Genomic DNA, 15,916 nt, shown 5'->3' with positions numbered 1-15,916 from the left:
CGCAACGTGGACGGTTCGACAAGCCTTTGATCGTCCTGAGCGCCGAATGAGGATCGGGCATGGCATCACCGGCACTGGAGGCCACCCCGCCGTGGTCCGGCGATGCCGCCGAGCGGTCGCGGCTGGCCGCCCTGGCGTACGCGCCGGCGTTCGTGGCCTACCAGTCCTTGTCGAGTTCCCCGTCCGGCCTCACCGAGGCCTCCGCGGCACGAATGGCAGTTCAGCACGGCGCGAACCGACCGGGCCGGTACGTCGACGATCGCGCGAGCACGCGCGTCCGCGACGCGGCAGGCAGCCCGTTCGTGGCGCTGCTCGCCGTGTTCGCCGCAGTGTTGGTGGCCGTCGGCGACGTCGAGGGAGCCGTCACGGTCGCCGTGGTCGTGACGGCCACGGTGGTGCTTCGGCTGTGGCAGCGAACGCGCGCGGTCCGGGCCGTGCGCGGTCTGCGCCGCCGGGTGTCGGCCACCGTGACCGTCCGCCGCCGCGCCGGCGACGGCCACCCCGGGACCCTGCGCGAGGTTCCGGTCGAGGATCTGGTCCCCGGTGACGTCGTCGTGCTGGGTGCGGGCGACCTGGTGCCCGCCGATCTGCGGATCCTCGCGTCGTCCGGCTTGACGGTCGACCAGTCGGTGGTCAGCGGTGAGTCCCGGCCGGTGCCCAAGGGTGCGCCCGCCGAGGCGGAACCGCGGGGCGACGTCGGGTTCGACACCGCGTCGCTGTGCTTCACGGGCACCACCGTCGTCACGGGCACCGCGACGGCGCTGGCGATCGCGACCGGCACCTCGACCCTGCACGACGCCCTGACGCGCACGGCGGTCAGCCTGCGACCCCGGTCGAGCTTCGACGTGGGCGTCCGCACGGTTGGCCTGGTGTTGATCCGGTTCATGCTGGTGATGGCCCCGATCGTCTTCGCGGTCAACGGCTGGGTCCGCGGCGATTGGCACCAGGCGGCCCTCTTCGCGATCGCGGTGGCGATCGGTCTGACCCCGGAGATGCTGCCGGTGATCGTGACGGCGAACCTCGCCAGGGGGGCGGCCACGCTCGCTGGGCACGGCGTCGTGGTCAACCGCCTCGAGGCGATCCAGGATCTGGGGGCGATGGACGTGCTGTGCGTCGACGAGACCGGCACCCTGACCGAGGACCGGGTCGCCTACGCGCACGGCCTGGACCCCCGCGGCGTCGTCGACCGCTCGGTCGAAGAGCTTGCGCATCTGGCGGTCTCGCTGCAGACCTACCCGCACGACGCGCTCGACGAGGCGATCGTGGAGCGGCTGGCGGACCGGGAGGCGGCGCCGTTCACCGGCGAGGTGGACGAGATCGTCTTCGACCACGTCCGGCGGATGGCGACGGTCGTCGTGCGCCGGCGGGCCGGTCGGGACACGATGATCACCCGCGGCGACCCCGCCGCGGTGCTGGCCCGCTGCGACCGCGTGCGGCTCGGCGACCAGGTCGTCGACCTCGACGACGACCTGGCTGCGGCGGCCGTCACGGTGGTGCGCGACTGCGGCGCCCGGGGCATGCGCACGCTGGCGGTGGCGACCCGGGACGTCGCCGCTCGGCTGGGCGGATACACCGCGCGCGACGAGCACGACATGGTCCTGGTCGGATTCCTCGGCTTCGTCGACCCGGTGAAGCTCGCCACGCCGGTGGAATCCGCGCGGTCTGGTGCGCTTCATGCTCGCGGGTCGTCGAGGTGTGGCGCCCCGGCCGGGTGAGGTTGAGTGGCAACGCGATCGACCTGCGCAGTTTCGAACGACGCCCCGGCGAGGTGCTGCTGCGGGCCGACGTCCTGGGACACCGCCTCATCGACGTGGCAGCTGCCGAGCTGGTGCGCGCCTACGACGTCGAGTTGGAGTACACCGGTCGCGGATGGGCGCCGACGCGTCTCGACATCCGGCGCCGGCCCCGGTTCTTCGGTCTGTTTGGCGCCAACGGTACTGCCGCCGTGCGAGATTGGCGATGCTTCGAACCGCTGATCGGTGACGGGCGGTCGGTCGCGGTGCGCCGGGTCGCGGGCCGGGTCGGTGCGCTCAAGCCCGCCCAGATCGCCGATCTGCTCGAGGACGCCGACCGTGCCGAGGGCGGCGAGATCCTCGAGCGCGTCCGTAGCAATCCCGGACTGGAGGCCGACGTGTTCTCCGAACTCGACTCCGACAAGGCCAGTCGACTGCTCGACGACATGCCCGACGCCGACGTCGCCGGACTGCTCGGACGGATGCGCGCCGACGATGCCGCCGACGCGATCGTCGACCTGCGACAGTCCCGCCGACTGCGGGTCCTCGAGCTGATGCCCGCCCCGCAGCGCACCAAGGTGACGACCCTGATGGGGTTCAACCCGCAGAGCGCCGGCGGGCTGATGAACACCGAGGTGGCGACCTGCGCCGCCACCGCCACCGCGGGGGAGGCACTCGCCGTCGTCGCGACCGCGACCTCGCTGCCGGCCGAGGCGCTGTTGAAGGTGCACGTCGTCGACGAGGGCGCGCACCTGGTCGGCGTGGTGTCGGTGATCGCCCTGCTGCAGAGCAGTCCCGCGACAGCCGTTGCCGCGCTGATGGATTCGGACCCGACGCGGGTCTCCGCCGACGTCGACCTGGCCGACCTCGCCTTGCTGATGGCGGACTACGACCTGTACCTGGTGCCCGTCGTCGACGACGAGGACCGCGTATTGGGTGTCGTGACCGTCGACGACGTGCTGCAGGCGACGATTCCCGAGGACTGGCGGCGACGCGAACCGGCAGCACGGCCCGTCCGGACCGTTCGGTACCTGCCATGACCGCCGATCCCCGCCTGCGCACGGCGGTATTGGACAGCGCCCACCTCGGTGACATCGAGGGCGCCTTCGGTCGCATCGCGGTCGACGGCCCCGACCGGCCCCGCACGCTGAAGGTGCGACTGGCGACGATGCTCGCGATCGTGGGCCCGGGTCTCATCGTGATGGTCGGCGACAACGACGCAGGCGGGGTGTCCACCTACGCCCAGGCCGGACAGGACTACGGATACAGCCTGCTGTGGGTCCTGCTGCTGCTGATCCCGGTGCTGGTGGTCAACCAGGAGATGGTCGTCCGCCTTGGCGCGGTCACCGGTGTAGGGCACGCCCGGCTGATCAACGAACGGTTCGGCCGGGGCTGGGGCTGGTTCTCCGTCGGTGACCTGTTCGTCCTGAACTTCCTGACCATCGTCACCGAGTTCATCGGAATCGGCCTGGCCGCAGATTACTTCGGGATCTCGCAGTACGTCGTGGTCCCCACCGCGGCGGTCGCGCTCGTGGTGATCATGGCTTCGGGCAGCTTCCGCCGGTGGGAACGGGCCATGTTCGCATTCATCGCCATCACCCTGCTGCAGGTACCCATGGTGCTGATGTCGCACCCCGACATCGGCCGCGCGGCACGGGATTTCGTGGTGCCCGGCATCCATGGCGGGGTGACCTCGGATGCGGTGCTGCTGATCATCGCCATCGTCGGCACGACCGTGGCCCCCTGGCAGCTGTTCTTTCAGCAGTCCAACATCGTCGACAAGCGCATCACACCACGGTTCATCGGCTACGAACGCGTCGACACCGTGCTCGGCGCGTTCGTCGTGGTGCTGGGCGCCGCGGCATTGGTCATGACCGGCGACTGGGCCGCCCGATCCACCGGCACCGTGGGCGCCTTCACCGACGCCGGCGAGGTCGCCCGACTGCTCGGCCACGGTGACCACCTGCTGGGGTCGATCTTCGCGATCGTGCTGCTGGACGCCTCCATCGTCGGCGCAGCGGCGGTGACACTGGCCACCAGTTATGCGTTCGGCGACGTGTTCGGGGTCAAGCACTCGCTGCACCGCAGCTTCGGCGACGCCAAACGCTTCTACCTCTCCTACACCGCCATGGTGGTGCTCGCCGCGGGGGTCGTGCTCATCCCCGGCGCACCGCTGGGTGTCATCACAACCGCGGTGCAGGCCTTGGCCGGACTGCTCCTGCCCAGTGCCAGCGTCTTCCTGCTGCTGCTGTGCAACGACCGAGAAGTGCTGGGGCCGTGGGTCAATCGGCGGTGGCTCAACGTGGTGGCGGTCGCCATCGTCGCCGTCCTGCTGGTGCTGTCGGGAATCCTGATGACCACCACCGTCCTTCCGGACCTCGACGTCGTCCGAACCGCCGAATACCTGAGCGCGGCCCTGGCCGTCGTCGCCATGGTGGCGGGGGCGATGACGCTGCGCCGGACCACTTGCGGGCGAGGCGCCCAGACGCCCAGCCCGGCGCCGATCCGCGGCGTCGACCGCTCGTCGTGGCGCATGCCGCCGCTGACGTTGTTGCGACCCGTGACGTGGTCGACCGGCACCCGCGTCGGCATGTTGGCGCTGCGCGGCTACCTGCTACTGGGCGCGCTGCTGCTGATCGTCAAGGCGGTGCAGCTTGGGCGCAGTTAGCGCACGGCCAACCCAAGCGCGGTCAGCGTCGTCGTCAGCTCCACGCAGGCGCCGAGCACGTCACCGGTGATGCCTCCGAACCGCCGCACGCAATGCGCCACCAGCACCGCGGTCACCGACAGTGCGACCACGACCGCGACCGGACCCTGCCACGGCCGGTCGGTCGCGACCGTCGACACCGCGGCGAGCACCACCACCCACGCCGCGGCCACCCAGCCCGGCTGGGAGCCCGCCACCAGTGCGGCCAGCGTGCCACCGGGGGCCGCGGGCACGCCGCGTCGGCATGCCGTCACCACCGCCACCCGGCCCGCCGTCACCGCTACCACGATCGCCACCGGGTCGAGCATCGTGAACACGAGGCCCTGCACCACGATCGCCACGACGATCGCGGCGACGCCGAACGGCCCTGCCGGGCCGTCGCGCATGACGGCCAACGCCCGCTCCGGCGGCCCGTAACACCCCAATCCGTCGACGGTGTCGGCGAATCCGTCGACGTGCAGACCTCGCGTCCCGAGCAACAGGACCGCCACCACCGCCATCCCGGTCAGCGGATTCGTCTCCCCGAAGGCGTTCCCCGCCAGCCATGCCGCAGCGGCCGCCACCGCCCCGAGCGCCACCCCGACCACCGGCAGCGCGGTCAGAGCACCCCGACCGAAGGGCTGCCGCGTGCGAACCGGTACGACCGTACCGAACGCGAATGCCGATGCGACGGAACCGATCACGTCGCCGGTCGCTCCTTGACCGTCAGCGGCTGCCCGGCGACCACCAGGACCACGTGGTCACACGCCGCGGCGAGACGCTGGTTGAGCAGACCCAAGGCGTCGGCGAACAGCCGGCCCGACGCGGTGGCCGGCACCACCGTCAAACCCACCTCCGGGCTGACCAGCGCCAGCGGGCCGCGGAACGCGACGACGGCGGCGACCAGGTCGTCGACGTCGGAGGTGATGGCCCCACCGGTCCACGCGCCACGGCGGTCCATCACACCGACCACCCAACCCCCGACGTCGTCGACCAGGGTGGGTACCTCTGGGTCGGCGCGCAAGACCGTTGCCACGTCGGAACTCTCGACCGTCGACCATCGGTCGTCACGGCGGCGCCGGTGGGTGTCGACCCTGGCCGCCCACTCGGGGTCGTCGGAGACGGCTCCGGTCGCCAGATAGCGAAGGGGCCCGGCCGCGGCGGCCTGGGCAAGGGTGGTCTCGGCCCACTGCGACTTGCCGGAACGGATCCCGCCGAGCGCGAGGACTCGCACGAACTAGGCGACCGTGGCGCCGCGCTCGACCTGGGGACGCGGTGCCCGCATGCGGCGCAACTGAGACGCCCGACTCGCGGCGTAGAATCCCAGCTTCCAGCCGCTCTCGGTGTTGTCGGGGAACTTCGCGTCGACGGCCTTGTTCACCTTGCGACCGATCAGCAGTCCGTCGGCCACCATGACCAGCACCAGCCCGAGCATGACGAATTGCACGTAGTACTGGATCTGTACCGACGGCAGCGACAGCATCACGAACACCAGCGCGAGCGCGGCGGGCATGAAGAGGCCGAGCAGGTTGCGGCGGGCGTCCACGACGTCGCGGACGTAGCGGCGCAGCGGGCCCTTGTCCCGGGGCAGCAGGTACGCGTCCTCGCCCGACATCATCTTCTCGCGGCGCTCGGCGAGCGCGGCACGGCGCACCAGCTTGTCGGCCTTGCGCTCTTCCTTGGACATCGTCTGCTTGACGGCCTTCTTGCGCTTGCGCGCCTCGGCCGACGTCATCGGTGCGGGGGCGACCGGTCCGCGGCTGCGGGTCTGGTTGCGCTTGGGGGTGGGCCGCCCCTTGGGGGCAGTGGCCCGCGCCCGCGATTCCTGGGCGGCCTCCTGCTCGGCCACGGACATCCCGGAGGTGTCGTCCTCGTCGGATGGGGAACTGTCCTTCTTGCGACCCAGCAGTTTCACACCTCCCAGGTTACTGACGATCCCGCCGTCATCAACACAGGCCTCGACCTGCCGCGGCGGACCGCTGCGCCTTACCCTTCCGGGGTGGCCACCCCCGACCTACGCGTCCTGATCGCCCCCGACTGCTACGGCGACAGCCTTACCGCGGTCGACGCCGCCGAGGCCATCGCCGCCGGTTGGGGGAGATCCCGGCCGGGGGACCGGCTGACCCTCGCCCCACAGTCCGACGGCGGACCTGGCTTCGTCGACGTACTCGCCAACCGATTCGGTGGGCGTCGCTCGACACGGGTCAGCGGTCCACTGTCGGCCGAGGTCGACGCCGACTGGGTGTTCGACGCCGACGCGACGACCGCCTACGTCGAGTGTGCGCAGGCCTGCGGGCTGGCGATCCTCGGCGGCCCGCCCACCGTGCACACCGCCGTCGAGGCGCACAGCCGCGGCGTCGGCCAATTGCTCGATGCCGCGCTGGCCGCCGGGGCCACGCGCGTCGTCGTGGGCCTGGGTGGCAGTGCCTGCACCGACGGCGGGCGCGGTCTGGTCGACGCGCTCGGCGGCCTCGAGGCGGCCACGACACGACTGGCCGGGATCGACCTGGTCGCGGCCACCGACGTCGAGCATCCGCTGCTCGGACCGAGGGGAGCGGCCCACGTCTTCGGACCGCAGAAGGGCGCCGACGCCGCCACCGTCGACCTGCTCGAGGAGAGGCTCACCGCCTGGGCCGCCGACCTCGAGGCCGGCACCGGGCGTGACGTGCGCGACGCACCCGGTGCCGGGGCGGCCGGCGGGCTCGGCGCGGTGCTGCTGGCCCTCGGTGGCCGCCGGGAGTCCGGCGCCGCCGTCATCGCCGAGCACACCGACCTCGCCGGCGACGTCGCCGCCGCCGACGTGATCGTCACCGGGGAGGGCCGATTCGACGACCAGTCGTTGCACGGCAAGGTGGTCAGCGCCCTGGCCGCGGGTGCCGGGCACGCCCAGGTGTTGGTGCTGGCCGGCCAGGTGACCCTCGACGACGCCGCCCTGGCGGGAGCCGGCATCGCCGCCGCGCACTCGATCTCCGACTTCGCGGGCTCGGTTCAGGTCGCCATCGACGACGCCGCGCGGCAGCTCACCGGGCTGGCCGAGCAGACGGCGTCACGCTGGGCGGTCGCCGAGGGTCGGGAATAGCGCTCCGGCAAGGTACCGTTGAGATATCCGACGCATGACAATCTCCTCGAAGAAGATTGGCACTAGGGAGTAGGAATGACTGTTCAGGACGAGTCGACCACGACTACCACCGCCGCCCACGGCGCGATCCTCACCGACGCTGCCGCAGCCAAGGCCAAGTCCCTGCTGGACCAGGAGGGCCGTGACGACCTGAATCTGCGCATCGCGGTCCAGCCCGGTGGCTGCGCGGGCCTGCGCTACGAGCTCGCGTTCGACGACCGCTCGCTCGACGGCGATCTGAACGTCGACTTCGGGGGCGTCACGCTGACCGTCGACCGGATGAGCGCTCCGTACCTTCAGGGTGCGACGATCGACTTCGTCGACAGCATCGAGAAGACGGGCTTCACCATCGACAACCCCAACGCCGGCGGATCCTGCGCCTGCGGAGACTCCTTCAACTGAGTTTCGGCCGCGCGGCGCCGGTCAGAACTGACCGGCGTTGCGGGGCAAGTACGAACACACCAGGATGTCGCGATCCTGGATCAACAGCTGCGCGATACCCTGGCGTTCCACCTCGCCCTGGCCGCGACCGGCCGGCGTGGCCCGCATCGTGAACAGCACCTGCGACTGAGTGGGCGACCACGTCACGATCTTGTCGATCGAGGCCACCTTGACCTGCGAGTACTGCCGCCGGAACGCATCGCTGGTGAGGTTGGCCAACGTCATGTCCGAGCGCCGGTCGGTGACCGCGTCGAAGAACCCGCACGAATTGTTCCGGGCCACCGTCTCGTCGTCGCCGTTGGTCAACGCGTCCAGATACCCCTGGATCGCCGTCGTCGCCGAGGCGTTGGTCACCGTCGCAGTCTCCCCACCGCTGCGCCCGAGGAACAGGACCGCCGCGACGACGATTGCCGCCACCAGCGCGAGGACCACCAGGCCGACCAGCACCAGGCGACCACGTCGCCGCGGTGAGGGATAGTCGACCGGCGGCGGCAACGTCCCCGGGTAGGCCGATGGCACGGCACCCGGGTACGGCGGCGGACTGGCGGAAGGCTGGTAGCCAGCGGGCGGAAACGGCTGCTGGGGCTGCGATTCCGGGTACGGGGACTCGGGGTACGGAAAGGGGCCGGCCATGACGTTGTTAGGCTAGCGCACCGACCTGCTGATGAGTCTCGGGCAGCGCGTGCAACCAACTGAAGGGCAATGCTTCGTGACGATTGTGGTGACCGGATCCATTGCGACCGACCATCTGATGAAGTTCCCCGGCAAGTTCTCCGAACAGCTGCTGCCCGAACACCTGCAGAAGGTGTCCCTGAGCTTCCTGGTCGACGACCTCGTCCTGCACCGTGGCGGGGTGGCCGGAAACATGGCCTTCGCCATCGGCGTGCTCGGCGGCGACGTCGCCCTCGTCGGTGCGGCCGGCAAGGACTTCGACGAGTACCGCGCCTGGCTCGACGAGCACGGCGTCGACTGCTCCAACGTGCTGATCTCCGAGAGCGCGTACACCGCCCGCTTCGTCTGCACCACCGACGAGGACATGGCCCAAATCGCCTCGTTCTACCCGGGGGCGATGTCGGAGTCGCGCAACATCAAGCTCGCCGACGTGGCCAAGGAGGTCGGTGAGATCGACCTCGTCATCGTGGGCGCCAACGACCCCGACGCGATGTTCCTGCACACCGAGGAATGCCGGGCGTTGGGCCTGCCCTTCGCCGCCGACCCGTCCCAGCAGCTGGCCCGCCTCTCCGGCGACGAGATCCGCAAGCTGATCGACGGCGCGACCTACCTGTTCACCAACGACTACGAGTGGGATCTGCTGCTGCAGAAGTCGGGGTGGAGCGAGGCCGAGGTGATGAACCAGATCGGTCTGCGCGTCACCACGCTCGGCCCCAAGGGCGTCGACCTGGTGTCCGGTGGCAGTTCAGGCGGCACCACCATCCACGTCGACGTGGTGCCCGAGACCCATCAGGCCGATCCGACCGGCATCGGCGACGCGTTCCGGGCCGGCTTCCTCACCGGCCGAGCCGCCGGACTGAGCCTGGAGCGCTCGGCGCAGCTGGCCTCATTGGTCGCCGTGCTGGTGCTGGAGGCGACCGGACCGCAGGAGTGGACCTGGGACCGCGACGCCGCGATCGCGCGGCTCACCGAGGCCTACGGCCCCGAGGCCGGCCAGGAGATCGGCGCGACGCTGGCCTGAGCGCCTACAGCTGCACCGGGTAGGTGGGCTCGGCGATGTCGGGCACCACGCTGCGTTCCACGAAGATCGCGTGCCACAGCATGAAGATCAACACCGTCCACAACCGTCGGCTGTGATCCGCCGCGCCGGTCCGGTGCTCGTCGAGCATGCGGCGCACGTCGGCGAGGTCGACGAGGTGCCCGGCCTGTGACGCGCCGACCGTCGCGTTCGCCCAGTCGAGCAACTCACCCGACCGCAACCAGTGCCGGATCGGCACCGGGAAGCCGAGCTTCGCGCGGTTGAGCACGTGGGCGGGCACGATCGGTTCCAGCGCCCGCCGCAACGCGTACTTCGTGGTGGTCCTGGTGATCTTCTGGTCGAACGGCAGGCGCGAGGCCACCGCGAACACCTCGGGATCGAGGAACGGCACGCGCAGTTCCAGCGAGTTGGCCATCGTCATCTTGTCGGCCTTGACCAGGATGTCGCCGCGCAGCCAGGTGAACAGGTCGACGTACTGCATGCGGGCCACCGGATCCCAGCCCCGTGACTCGTCGTAGAGGGGAGCGGTCACGTCGGTGTGCGTCCACTCCGGCCGAAAGCCCGGCAGCACCGCGCGCAACTGGGCGTCGGAGAAGCTCCTGGCGTTGCCGTAGTACCGCTCCTCGAGCCTCAACGACCCGCGATGCAGCAGGCTCTTGCCCCGCATGCCCTCGGGCAACGGACGAGACGCCCGGCCCAGCGTGCGGCGCAACCGGCCGGGGACGTAGTCGAACGCCTTCAGCGACAAGGGCTCCCGGTAGATCGTGTACCCGCCGAACAACTCGTCGGCGCCTTCGCCGGACAGCACCACCTTGACGTGCTTGCGGGCCTCGCGGGCGATGAAGAACAGCGGCACCAGTGCGGGATCGGCCACCGGCTCGTCGAGGTACCAGACGATCTCGGGCAACGCGGCGACGAACTCGGCCTGGCTGACCACCTTGGCGACGTGCCGGGCGCCGATCGCCTCCGCCGAGGCCACGGCGACGTCGATCTCGGAGAAACCCTCCCGCTCGAATCCGGTGGTGAACGTGATCAAGCGCGGGTTGTGCCGAATCGCCAGGGCCGCGATGGCCGTCGAGTCGATGCCGCCGGAGAGGAACGCGCCCACCGTGACATCGGCACGCATGTGCTTGGCCACCGAGTCCTCCAGGACCGCGGTGATCTCGTCGTACCGGCTCTTCTCCTGGCCCGCGACGAACGGCACCGCCGCGAACCGGGGCACGAAGTACCGCGTCACCTCGGGCTCGTGGCCGGGACGGATCCGGGCGTAGCTGCCCGACTCCAGCCGGCGCACGCCGCGGTGCAACGTCTCGGGCTCGGGCACGTACTGCAGCACCGTGTAGTGCTGCACGGCCCGGTCGTCGACGCCGAGGTCGACGCCGGCCACCGGGGCGAGGTCCAGCAGCGACTTCTTCTCGCTGCCCACGATCGTGCCGCCGTCACCGGTCGCCATGAACAGAGGCTTGATTCCGAACGGGTCGCGAGCGCAGAACAGCACGCCGTCGACCGCGTCCCACAGCGCGAAGGCGAACATGCCGCGCAACCGGTTCAGCGCTTCGGTGCCCCAGTGGTGATAGGCGGCGATGATCGCCTCGCCGTCACCGTCGGTGGCGAACTCGGCGCCGTGTCGCGCCGAGAGCTCCTCGCGAAGTTCGAGGTAGTTGTAGATCTCCCCGTTGAACACCAGCCGGTAGCGGCCGGGCTGCTCGGGTGGCCCCCAGCTCAGCGGCTGATGGCTGTGGGCGATGTCGATGATGGACAACCGGTTGAAGCCCAGCACCACCGTGGGATCCGCCGCGTCGTCAGCCCAGGTACCCGGCTCGTCTGGCCCGCGGTGACGCATGAGGTGGGTGGCGCCGGACACCGCGTCGACCAGCCCGGGGGCCGGGTCTGCGGACGGGTTGCGTAGATAGGCCAGCAGTCCGCACATCGCGCCAGTATGCCGAACCGCGGAGGGTCACGGAACCGACACCCCGGTCGCTTCGCTCCCGGCCGCCGGCGTGGTCTACGCTGCGTAGTATTCGCCTGGTTTCACCCACTTCTAGGAGGCACCGACGTGACCGCACGTAGGTTCCGGTTGGTGGCGTTGTCGGTAGTTCTCGGTGGGACTGCGCTCCTGCTCAGCGGCTGCAGCTGGTCTGAGGCAATCGGTCTCGGCTGGCCCAACGGCATCACCCCCGAGGCCAAGCTCAACCGAGAGCTGTGGATCGCCTGCGTCATCGCAGCGCTGGTCGTCGGCGCCATCGTGTACGTGATGCTGTTCTGGACGAGCGTCTTCCATCGCAAGAAGAAGACCGACACCGACATGCCGCGGCAGTTCGGCTACAACATGCCGCTGGAACTCGTGTTGACCGTCGTGCCGTTCCTCATCATCTCGGTGCTCTTCTACTTCACCGTCGTGGTGCAGGAGAAGATGCTGCACAAGGATCCCAACCCCGAGGTCGTCATCGACGTCACCGCCTTCCAGTGGAACTGGAAGTTCGGGTACCAGAAGATCGCGTTCAAGGACGGCACGCTCAGCTACGACGGCGCCGACGCCCAGCGCAAGGCCGCCATGGTGTCCAAGCCCGAGGGCGTCGACGAGCACGGCGAGGAACTCGTCGGCCCGATCAAGGGGCTCAACCCCGAAGACCGCACCTACCTCAACTTCGACAAGGTCGAGACCACCGGCACCAGCAACGAGATCCCGATCCTGGTGCTGCCCAAGGGCAAGCGCGTCGAGTTCCAAATCGCCTCGGCCGACGTCATCCACGGCTTCTGGGTGCCGGAATTCCTCTTCAAGCGCGACGTGATGCCGGACCCCAAGGCCAACAACTCCGACAACGTGTTCCAGGTCAGCGAGATCCAGGAGACGGGCGCATTCGTCGGGCGCTGCACCGAGATGTGCGGCACGTACCACTCGATGATGAACTTCGAAGTGCGCGTCGTGGAGCCCAACGTGTTCAAGGCCTACCTGCAGTACCGCATCGACCACCCCAACGGAACCAACGCCGACGCGCTCGGAGCGGTGGGGCTGCCCGAATTGGCGGTCACCACGCACCCGTTCGAGTCGCGCCGCGGCGAGCAGGTTCCGATGGCGAGCAAGTAGGGACGACGACTCATGCACATCGAAGCGAGACTGTTCGAGTTCCTCACCGCGTTCTTCGCGGTCTGCGCCGTCGGCTACGGCGTCCTGACCGGGATCTACGCCAACGGCGGCATCGAATGGGCGGGCACCACGGCGCTCGTTCTGACCACTGGACTGTCGCTCATCATCGGCACCTTCTTCCGGTTCGTCGCCCGACGGCTCGACACGCGTCCCGAGGACTACGAAGACGCCGAGATCTCCGACGGCGCAGGGGAGTTGGGCTTCTACAGCCCCAGCAGCTGGTGGCCCCTGCTGATCGCGCTGTCGGCATCGGTGACGGCCGTGTCGATCGCGCTGTGGTTGCCATGGATGATCGTCGCCGGCGTGTGCATGGTGCTGGCGGCCGCCGCGGGTCTGGTCTTCGAGTACTACACCGGTCCCGAGAAGCACTGATCCCGCCCAGCGCAAGGTCACGATAGAGGGCTCATTCGCCCATGGGTCGTGCCACCGAAGCCGTCGGGGGGCCGTGTTCGGTAAGGTTGCCGAGGCACGACGACCAGTCACGACCCCGACGCTGACGTCGCGCCACCCGGGCAGTCGAAAAGGACAGGCGTAGATGAGCGGGCCGAATCCCCCAGAGCCGGATTCTCCAGGATCGAAGTCACTGGGGCCGGATGAACCGGCTCGGGAATCGCCGAAGACGGGCGAAACCGAGATCTACTCCCGGGCGTACTCCGCGCCCGAATCCGAACAGTTCACCAGCGCACCCTATGTGCCGCCGGACTCCGCCCTCTACGACTACGACGCGTACGACGCGAAGTCCGAGGACGACGAGGCAACCCCGCCGCGCTGGCCCTGGGTGGTCGGCGTGGTCGCCATCGTGGCGGCGATCTCCCTGGTCGTCTCGGTGGCCGTGCTGGTGACGCGGACCGACAGCGAGACGCTGGCCACCCCGGAGACCAGCACGACGACCTCGGTGCCCCCGGTGCAGGACGAGATCACCACGACGACGCCACCGCCGCCTCCTCCGCCGTCGACCACCGAAGAGCCGCCACCGCCCCCGCCCGAGACGATCACCGTCACCCAGGAGCCGCCACCGCCGCCACCAGCGGCGACCGAGGCGCCGCCCCCACCGCCACCGGCCGAGACCGCACCGCCGCCGGCGACCTCCGCCGCTCCAGCGGGCCCGCGCTTCATCACCTACACCGTGACGGGCACCAAGGCGCCGCTGGATCGCATCTCGGTGACCTACACCGACGCTTCCGGGCGGCAGCGCACCCAGCAGAACGTCTACATTCCGTGGTCGCTGACGGTGACGCCGATCTCGATGTCGGAATTCGGGTCGGTGCAGGCGTCGAGCCTGCTTCGCCTGAGCAAGCTCAACTGTCAGATCACCACGAGCGACGGCCAGACCATCGCCTCCCAACAGAACAATGATTGGCAGACGAGCTGCTGATGACCACTGACATGGAGGGCGGGGCGATCGCGTCGCCGCGCTTGCGCCCCGGCACACCCGACCGCACCGACCGCATCCTGGTCGCCGCGGCAGTCGCGCTGTGGCTGATCGCCCTGGGAGCCGGGGTGGCGGCCGTCGTCGCCCTCGTCGCCCTCGGCAGCGCCCACAGCGGTGGAAGCGAGAAGTCCGACACGCCCTGGCTGCTCTACGCCGTCATCGGGGTGTCGGCATTGGTGATCCTCGGCGCAATTCCGTTGTTGCTCAAGGCGAGACAGTCGGCGGGGGTGACCGTCCCGGCGCGCGCCGAGGGCTCCGGTGAGGCCGTGGCCCGTGAGACGCCGTCGGTGTCGCAGCGGTTGCAACCCTTTGGCGCGCCGGTATTGCGCCGATACTCCACGCCGCCAGCCGGGCACCGGGTGGGTTTTCCGACCGCGGCCGTGGAGCAGATCTGGTTGCGCTGCACGGCGTCCCTGGCGGCCGCAATGGGCGCTGCCGCAACGGGAGTCGGTGTGGCCACCTATCTGATGGCCTCCGAACACGACACGGCGTCCTGGATGGTCTACGCCGTCGCAGGCGTGATCACGGTGGGCATGATCGCCGTGCCGTGGATCTTCCTACGTCAATTGCACGCCGTACTCGCCTCGGCCAGCTGACCGATAGCTCACGCCGTGGAGTAGGGGAGTGGGCTGGGCACGGCCTGCGGACAGCCGAGCGTGTGGGTCGGGCAGCGAAGTGCGGTGAGGACGTGTACGAACTGCACGTTCGGCGACGAACATGTGTGTCCCACAAACGAACACCGCCCCCCGACGATCGTCGGGGGGCGGTGTTCGTTCGTGCCGAGCGGATCGGTCAGTGGTCTCCGTTGGAACCGTGACCGTTGGAACCGTTGCTGCCGTTGCCGTTTCCGTTGGTGTGTTGGCGTGCCTTGAGGGCGGTCATGGCGCGGTGTTCGGAGGCGTTGGCGGCCTCGACCAGGGCGGCCTGTTCACCTTCGGGGTCGGGGTAGAGGAAGTTGCCCGTCCCGGGTGCCCCCGCCGAGCCCAGCTTGTTCATCCGCTTGGGCAGCGGTGCGCCCTGATACTGCAACGGGATCGGGTGACCGTGCTCGTCGACCGGTCCCAACGGCTGATGCAACTCCACGTAGGCCCCGTGCGGGAGCCGCTTGAGGATGCCGGTCTCGATGCCGTGCTCGAGGACCGCCCGGTCACTGCGCTGCAAGCTGATCGCCCACCGGTAGGTGATGTAGTACACGATCGCCGGCAACACCACCATCCCGATCCGCCCGATCCACGTCGTCGCGTTCAACGAGATGTGGAACTTCAACGAGATGATGTCGTTCATCGCACTGAAGGTCAGCACGATGTACAACGCGATCGCCATCGCACCGATCGCGGTACGCACCGGGGCATCGCGCGGACGCTGCAACAAGTTGTGATGGGCGGTGTCCTTGGAGAACCGCTTCTCCAGGAACGGATAGATCGTCAACAGGATGAACACCAACCCCATCAACAACGCCACCGCCACCGCCGCGGGCACCGTGTGCCCCCACGGGTAGAGCTCCCACGGCGGCCAGATCCGGGCCAACCCGTCAGTCCACATCATGTAGAAATCGGGCTGGGACCCCGCCGAGATCTGCGAGGGCTTGTACGGGCCGAGCTGCCAGATCGGGTTGATCTGCAACAACCCACCCATCAACCCCAACAC

At 69.4% G+C, this 15,916-nt stretch carries 14 protein-coding genes and 2 pseudogenes; 10 read left to right on the top strand and 6 right to left on the bottom strand.

Going from position 1 to position 15,916, the window contains the following annotated elements; all coding sequences use genetic code 11:
* Positions 1-59: 59 nt before the first annotated feature.
* From ABZ195_RS09710 to ABZ195_RS09700, 3 genes and pseudogenes are all read left to right on the top strand, one after another.
* The gene (locus tag ABZ195_RS09710) at positions 60-1,715 is read left to right on the top strand and encodes an HAD-IC family P-type ATPase (RefSeq protein ID WP_355217106.1); all 1,656 of its coding nucleotides are present in this window, start codon (positions 60-62) and stop codon (positions 1,713-1,715) included.
* Positions 1,646-2,773, top strand: a pseudogene (locus tag ABZ195_RS09705) (CBS domain-containing protein); the annotation flags it as partial. The gene ABZ195_RS09710 and the pseudogene ABZ195_RS09705, both read left to right, overlap by 70 nt.
* Positions 2,770-4,401 (top strand): NRAMP family divalent metal transporter, encoded by a 1,632-nt coding sequence (locus ABZ195_RS09700; protein WP_355217104.1) that lies wholly within the window; start codon positions 2,770-2,772, stop codon positions 4,399-4,401. The pseudogene ABZ195_RS09705 and the gene ABZ195_RS09700, both read left to right, overlap by 4 nt.
* On the opposite strand, the gene ABZ195_RS09695 is transcribed toward ABZ195_RS09700, so the two are convergent.
* Genes ABZ195_RS09695 through ABZ195_RS09685 form a run of 3 tightly spaced genes read right to left on the bottom strand, consistent with a single transcriptional unit; the run spans position 4,398 to position 6,334 of the window.
* Positions 4,398-5,123, bottom strand: a complete 726-nt coding sequence (locus ABZ195_RS09695) for an adenosylcobinamide-GDP ribazoletransferase (protein ID WP_355217102.1) — start codon at positions 5,121-5,123, stop codon at positions 4,398-4,400. The genes ABZ195_RS09700 and ABZ195_RS09695 overlap by 4 nt on opposite strands.
* The gene (locus ABZ195_RS09690) at positions 5,120-5,653 is read right to left on the bottom strand and encodes a bifunctional adenosylcobinamide kinase/adenosylcobinamide-phosphate guanylyltransferase (protein WP_355217100.1); all 534 of its coding nucleotides are present in this window, start codon (positions 5,651-5,653) and stop codon (positions 5,120-5,122) included. Before ABZ195_RS09690 ends, ABZ195_RS09695 begins: the two co-directional genes overlap by 4 nt.
* Positions 5,654-5,656: 3 nt before the next feature.
* A complete protein-coding gene (locus ABZ195_RS09685) occupies positions 5,657-6,334 on the bottom strand; it encodes a DUF3043 domain-containing protein (protein WP_355217098.1) in 678 nt (225 codons plus the stop codon).
* Positions 6,335-6,418: 84 nt separating this feature from the next.
* On the opposite strand from ABZ195_RS09685, the gene ABZ195_RS09680 reads away from it, so the two are divergent.
* On the top strand, positions 6,419-7,498 hold the full coding sequence (locus ABZ195_RS09680; protein ID WP_355217096.1) for a glycerate kinase: 1,080 nt from the start codon (positions 6,419-6,421) through the stop codon (positions 7,496-7,498).
* A 75-nt stretch (positions 7,499-7,573) separates the two neighbouring features.
* Complete coding sequence (locus tag ABZ195_RS09675) at positions 7,574-7,939, top strand: iron-sulfur cluster assembly accessory protein (protein ID WP_263998661.1); 366 nt, start codon at positions 7,574-7,576, stop codon at positions 7,937-7,939.
* 21 nt (positions 7,940-7,960) lie between these two features.
* Here the strand turns inward: ABZ195_RS09675 and ABZ195_RS09670 are convergent, their stop codons facing one another.
* Positions 7,961-8,497: a hypothetical protein gene (locus ABZ195_RS09670; RefSeq protein ID WP_355217094.1), complete on the bottom strand. Its 537-nt coding sequence runs from the start codon at positions 8,495-8,497 to the stop codon at positions 7,961-7,963.
* Positions 8,498-8,687: 190 nt separating this feature from the next.
* Here ABZ195_RS09670 and ABZ195_RS09665 point away from each other — a divergent pair, with 190 nt between their 5' ends.
* Complete coding sequence (locus ABZ195_RS09665) at positions 8,688-9,671, top strand: carbohydrate kinase family protein (RefSeq protein WP_355217092.1); 984 nt, start codon at positions 8,688-8,690, stop codon at positions 9,669-9,671.
* A 4-nt stretch (positions 9,672-9,675) separates the two neighbouring features.
* Here the strand turns inward: ABZ195_RS09665 and asnB are convergent, their stop codons facing one another.
* Entirely contained in the window at positions 9,676-11,619 is a 1,944-nt protein-coding gene (gene asnB / locus ABZ195_RS09660; RefSeq protein ID WP_355217091.1) for an asparagine synthase (glutamine-hydrolyzing), read from the bottom strand.
* Between the two features lie 126 nt (positions 11,620-11,745).
* Here asnB and ABZ195_RS09655 point away from each other — a divergent pair, with 126 nt between their 5' ends.
* The 4 genes from ABZ195_RS09655 to ABZ195_RS09640 all read left to right on the top strand — a co-directional run bounded on the left by ABZ195_RS09655 (position 11,746) and on the right by ABZ195_RS09640 (position 14,865).
* The gene (locus ABZ195_RS09655) at positions 11,746-12,777 is read left to right on the top strand and encodes a cytochrome c oxidase subunit II (RefSeq protein WP_355217089.1); all 1,032 of its coding nucleotides are present in this window, start codon (positions 11,746-11,748) and stop codon (positions 12,775-12,777) included.
* Positions 12,778-12,789: 12 nt separating this feature from the next.
* The gene (locus ABZ195_RS09650; protein WP_355217087.1) at positions 12,790-13,209 is read left to right on the top strand and encodes a cytochrome c oxidase subunit 4; all 420 of its coding nucleotides are present in this window, start codon (positions 12,790-12,792) and stop codon (positions 13,207-13,209) included.
* Positions 13,210-13,372: 163 nt separating this feature from the next.
* Complete coding sequence (locus tag ABZ195_RS09645; RefSeq protein ID WP_355217085.1) at positions 13,373-14,212, top strand: MmpS family transport accessory protein; 840 nt, start codon at positions 13,373-13,375, stop codon at positions 14,210-14,212.
* The gene (locus ABZ195_RS09640) at positions 14,212-14,865 is read left to right on the top strand and encodes a DUF2561 family protein (RefSeq protein WP_355217083.1); all 654 of its coding nucleotides are present in this window, start codon (positions 14,212-14,214) and stop codon (positions 14,863-14,865) included. The genes ABZ195_RS09645 and ABZ195_RS09640 overlap by 1 nt, the downstream gene beginning before the upstream one ends.
* 196 nt (positions 14,866-15,061) lie before the next feature.
* On the opposite strand, the pseudogene ABZ195_RS09635 reads toward ABZ195_RS09640, so the two are convergent.
* Positions 15,062-15,916: pseudogene (locus tag ABZ195_RS09635) on the bottom strand (cytochrome b); the annotation flags it as partial.

This window comes from Mycobacterium sp. NPDC006124, assembly GCF_040614235.1.
Classification (GTDB): domain Bacteria; phylum Actinomycetota; class Actinomycetes; order Mycobacteriales; family Mycobacteriaceae; genus Mycobacterium.
This window is presented reverse-complemented; position numbering and strand designations above follow the sequence as displayed.

Excerpts from the sequence above, each read along its gene's own strand:
- ABZ195_RS09710 (WP_355217106.1), top strand. The coding sequence starts at position 60 with ATGGCATCACCGGCACTGGAGGCCACCCCGCCGTGGTCCGGCGATGCC.
- ABZ195_RS09700 (WP_355217104.1), top strand. The coding sequence starts at position 2,770 with ATGACCGCCGATCCCCGCCTGCGCACGGCGGTATTGGACAGCGCCCAC.
- ABZ195_RS09675 (WP_263998661.1), top strand. The coding sequence starts at position 7,574 with ATGACTGTTCAGGACGAGTCGACCACGACTACCACCGCCGCCCACGGC.
- asnB (WP_355217091.1), bottom strand. The coding sequence starts at position 11,619 with ATGTGCGGACTGCTGGCCTATCTACGCAACCCGTCCGCAGACCCGGCC.
- ABZ195_RS09650 (WP_355217087.1), top strand. The coding sequence starts at position 12,790 with ATGCACATCGAAGCGAGACTGTTCGAGTTCCTCACCGCGTTCTTCGCG.
- ABZ195_RS09645 (WP_355217085.1), top strand. The coding sequence starts at position 13,373 with ATGAGCGGGCCGAATCCCCCAGAGCCGGATTCTCCAGGATCGAAGTCA.
- ABZ195_RS09640 (WP_355217083.1), top strand. The coding sequence starts at position 14,212 with ATGACCACTGACATGGAGGGCGGGGCGATCGCGTCGCCGCGCTTGCGC.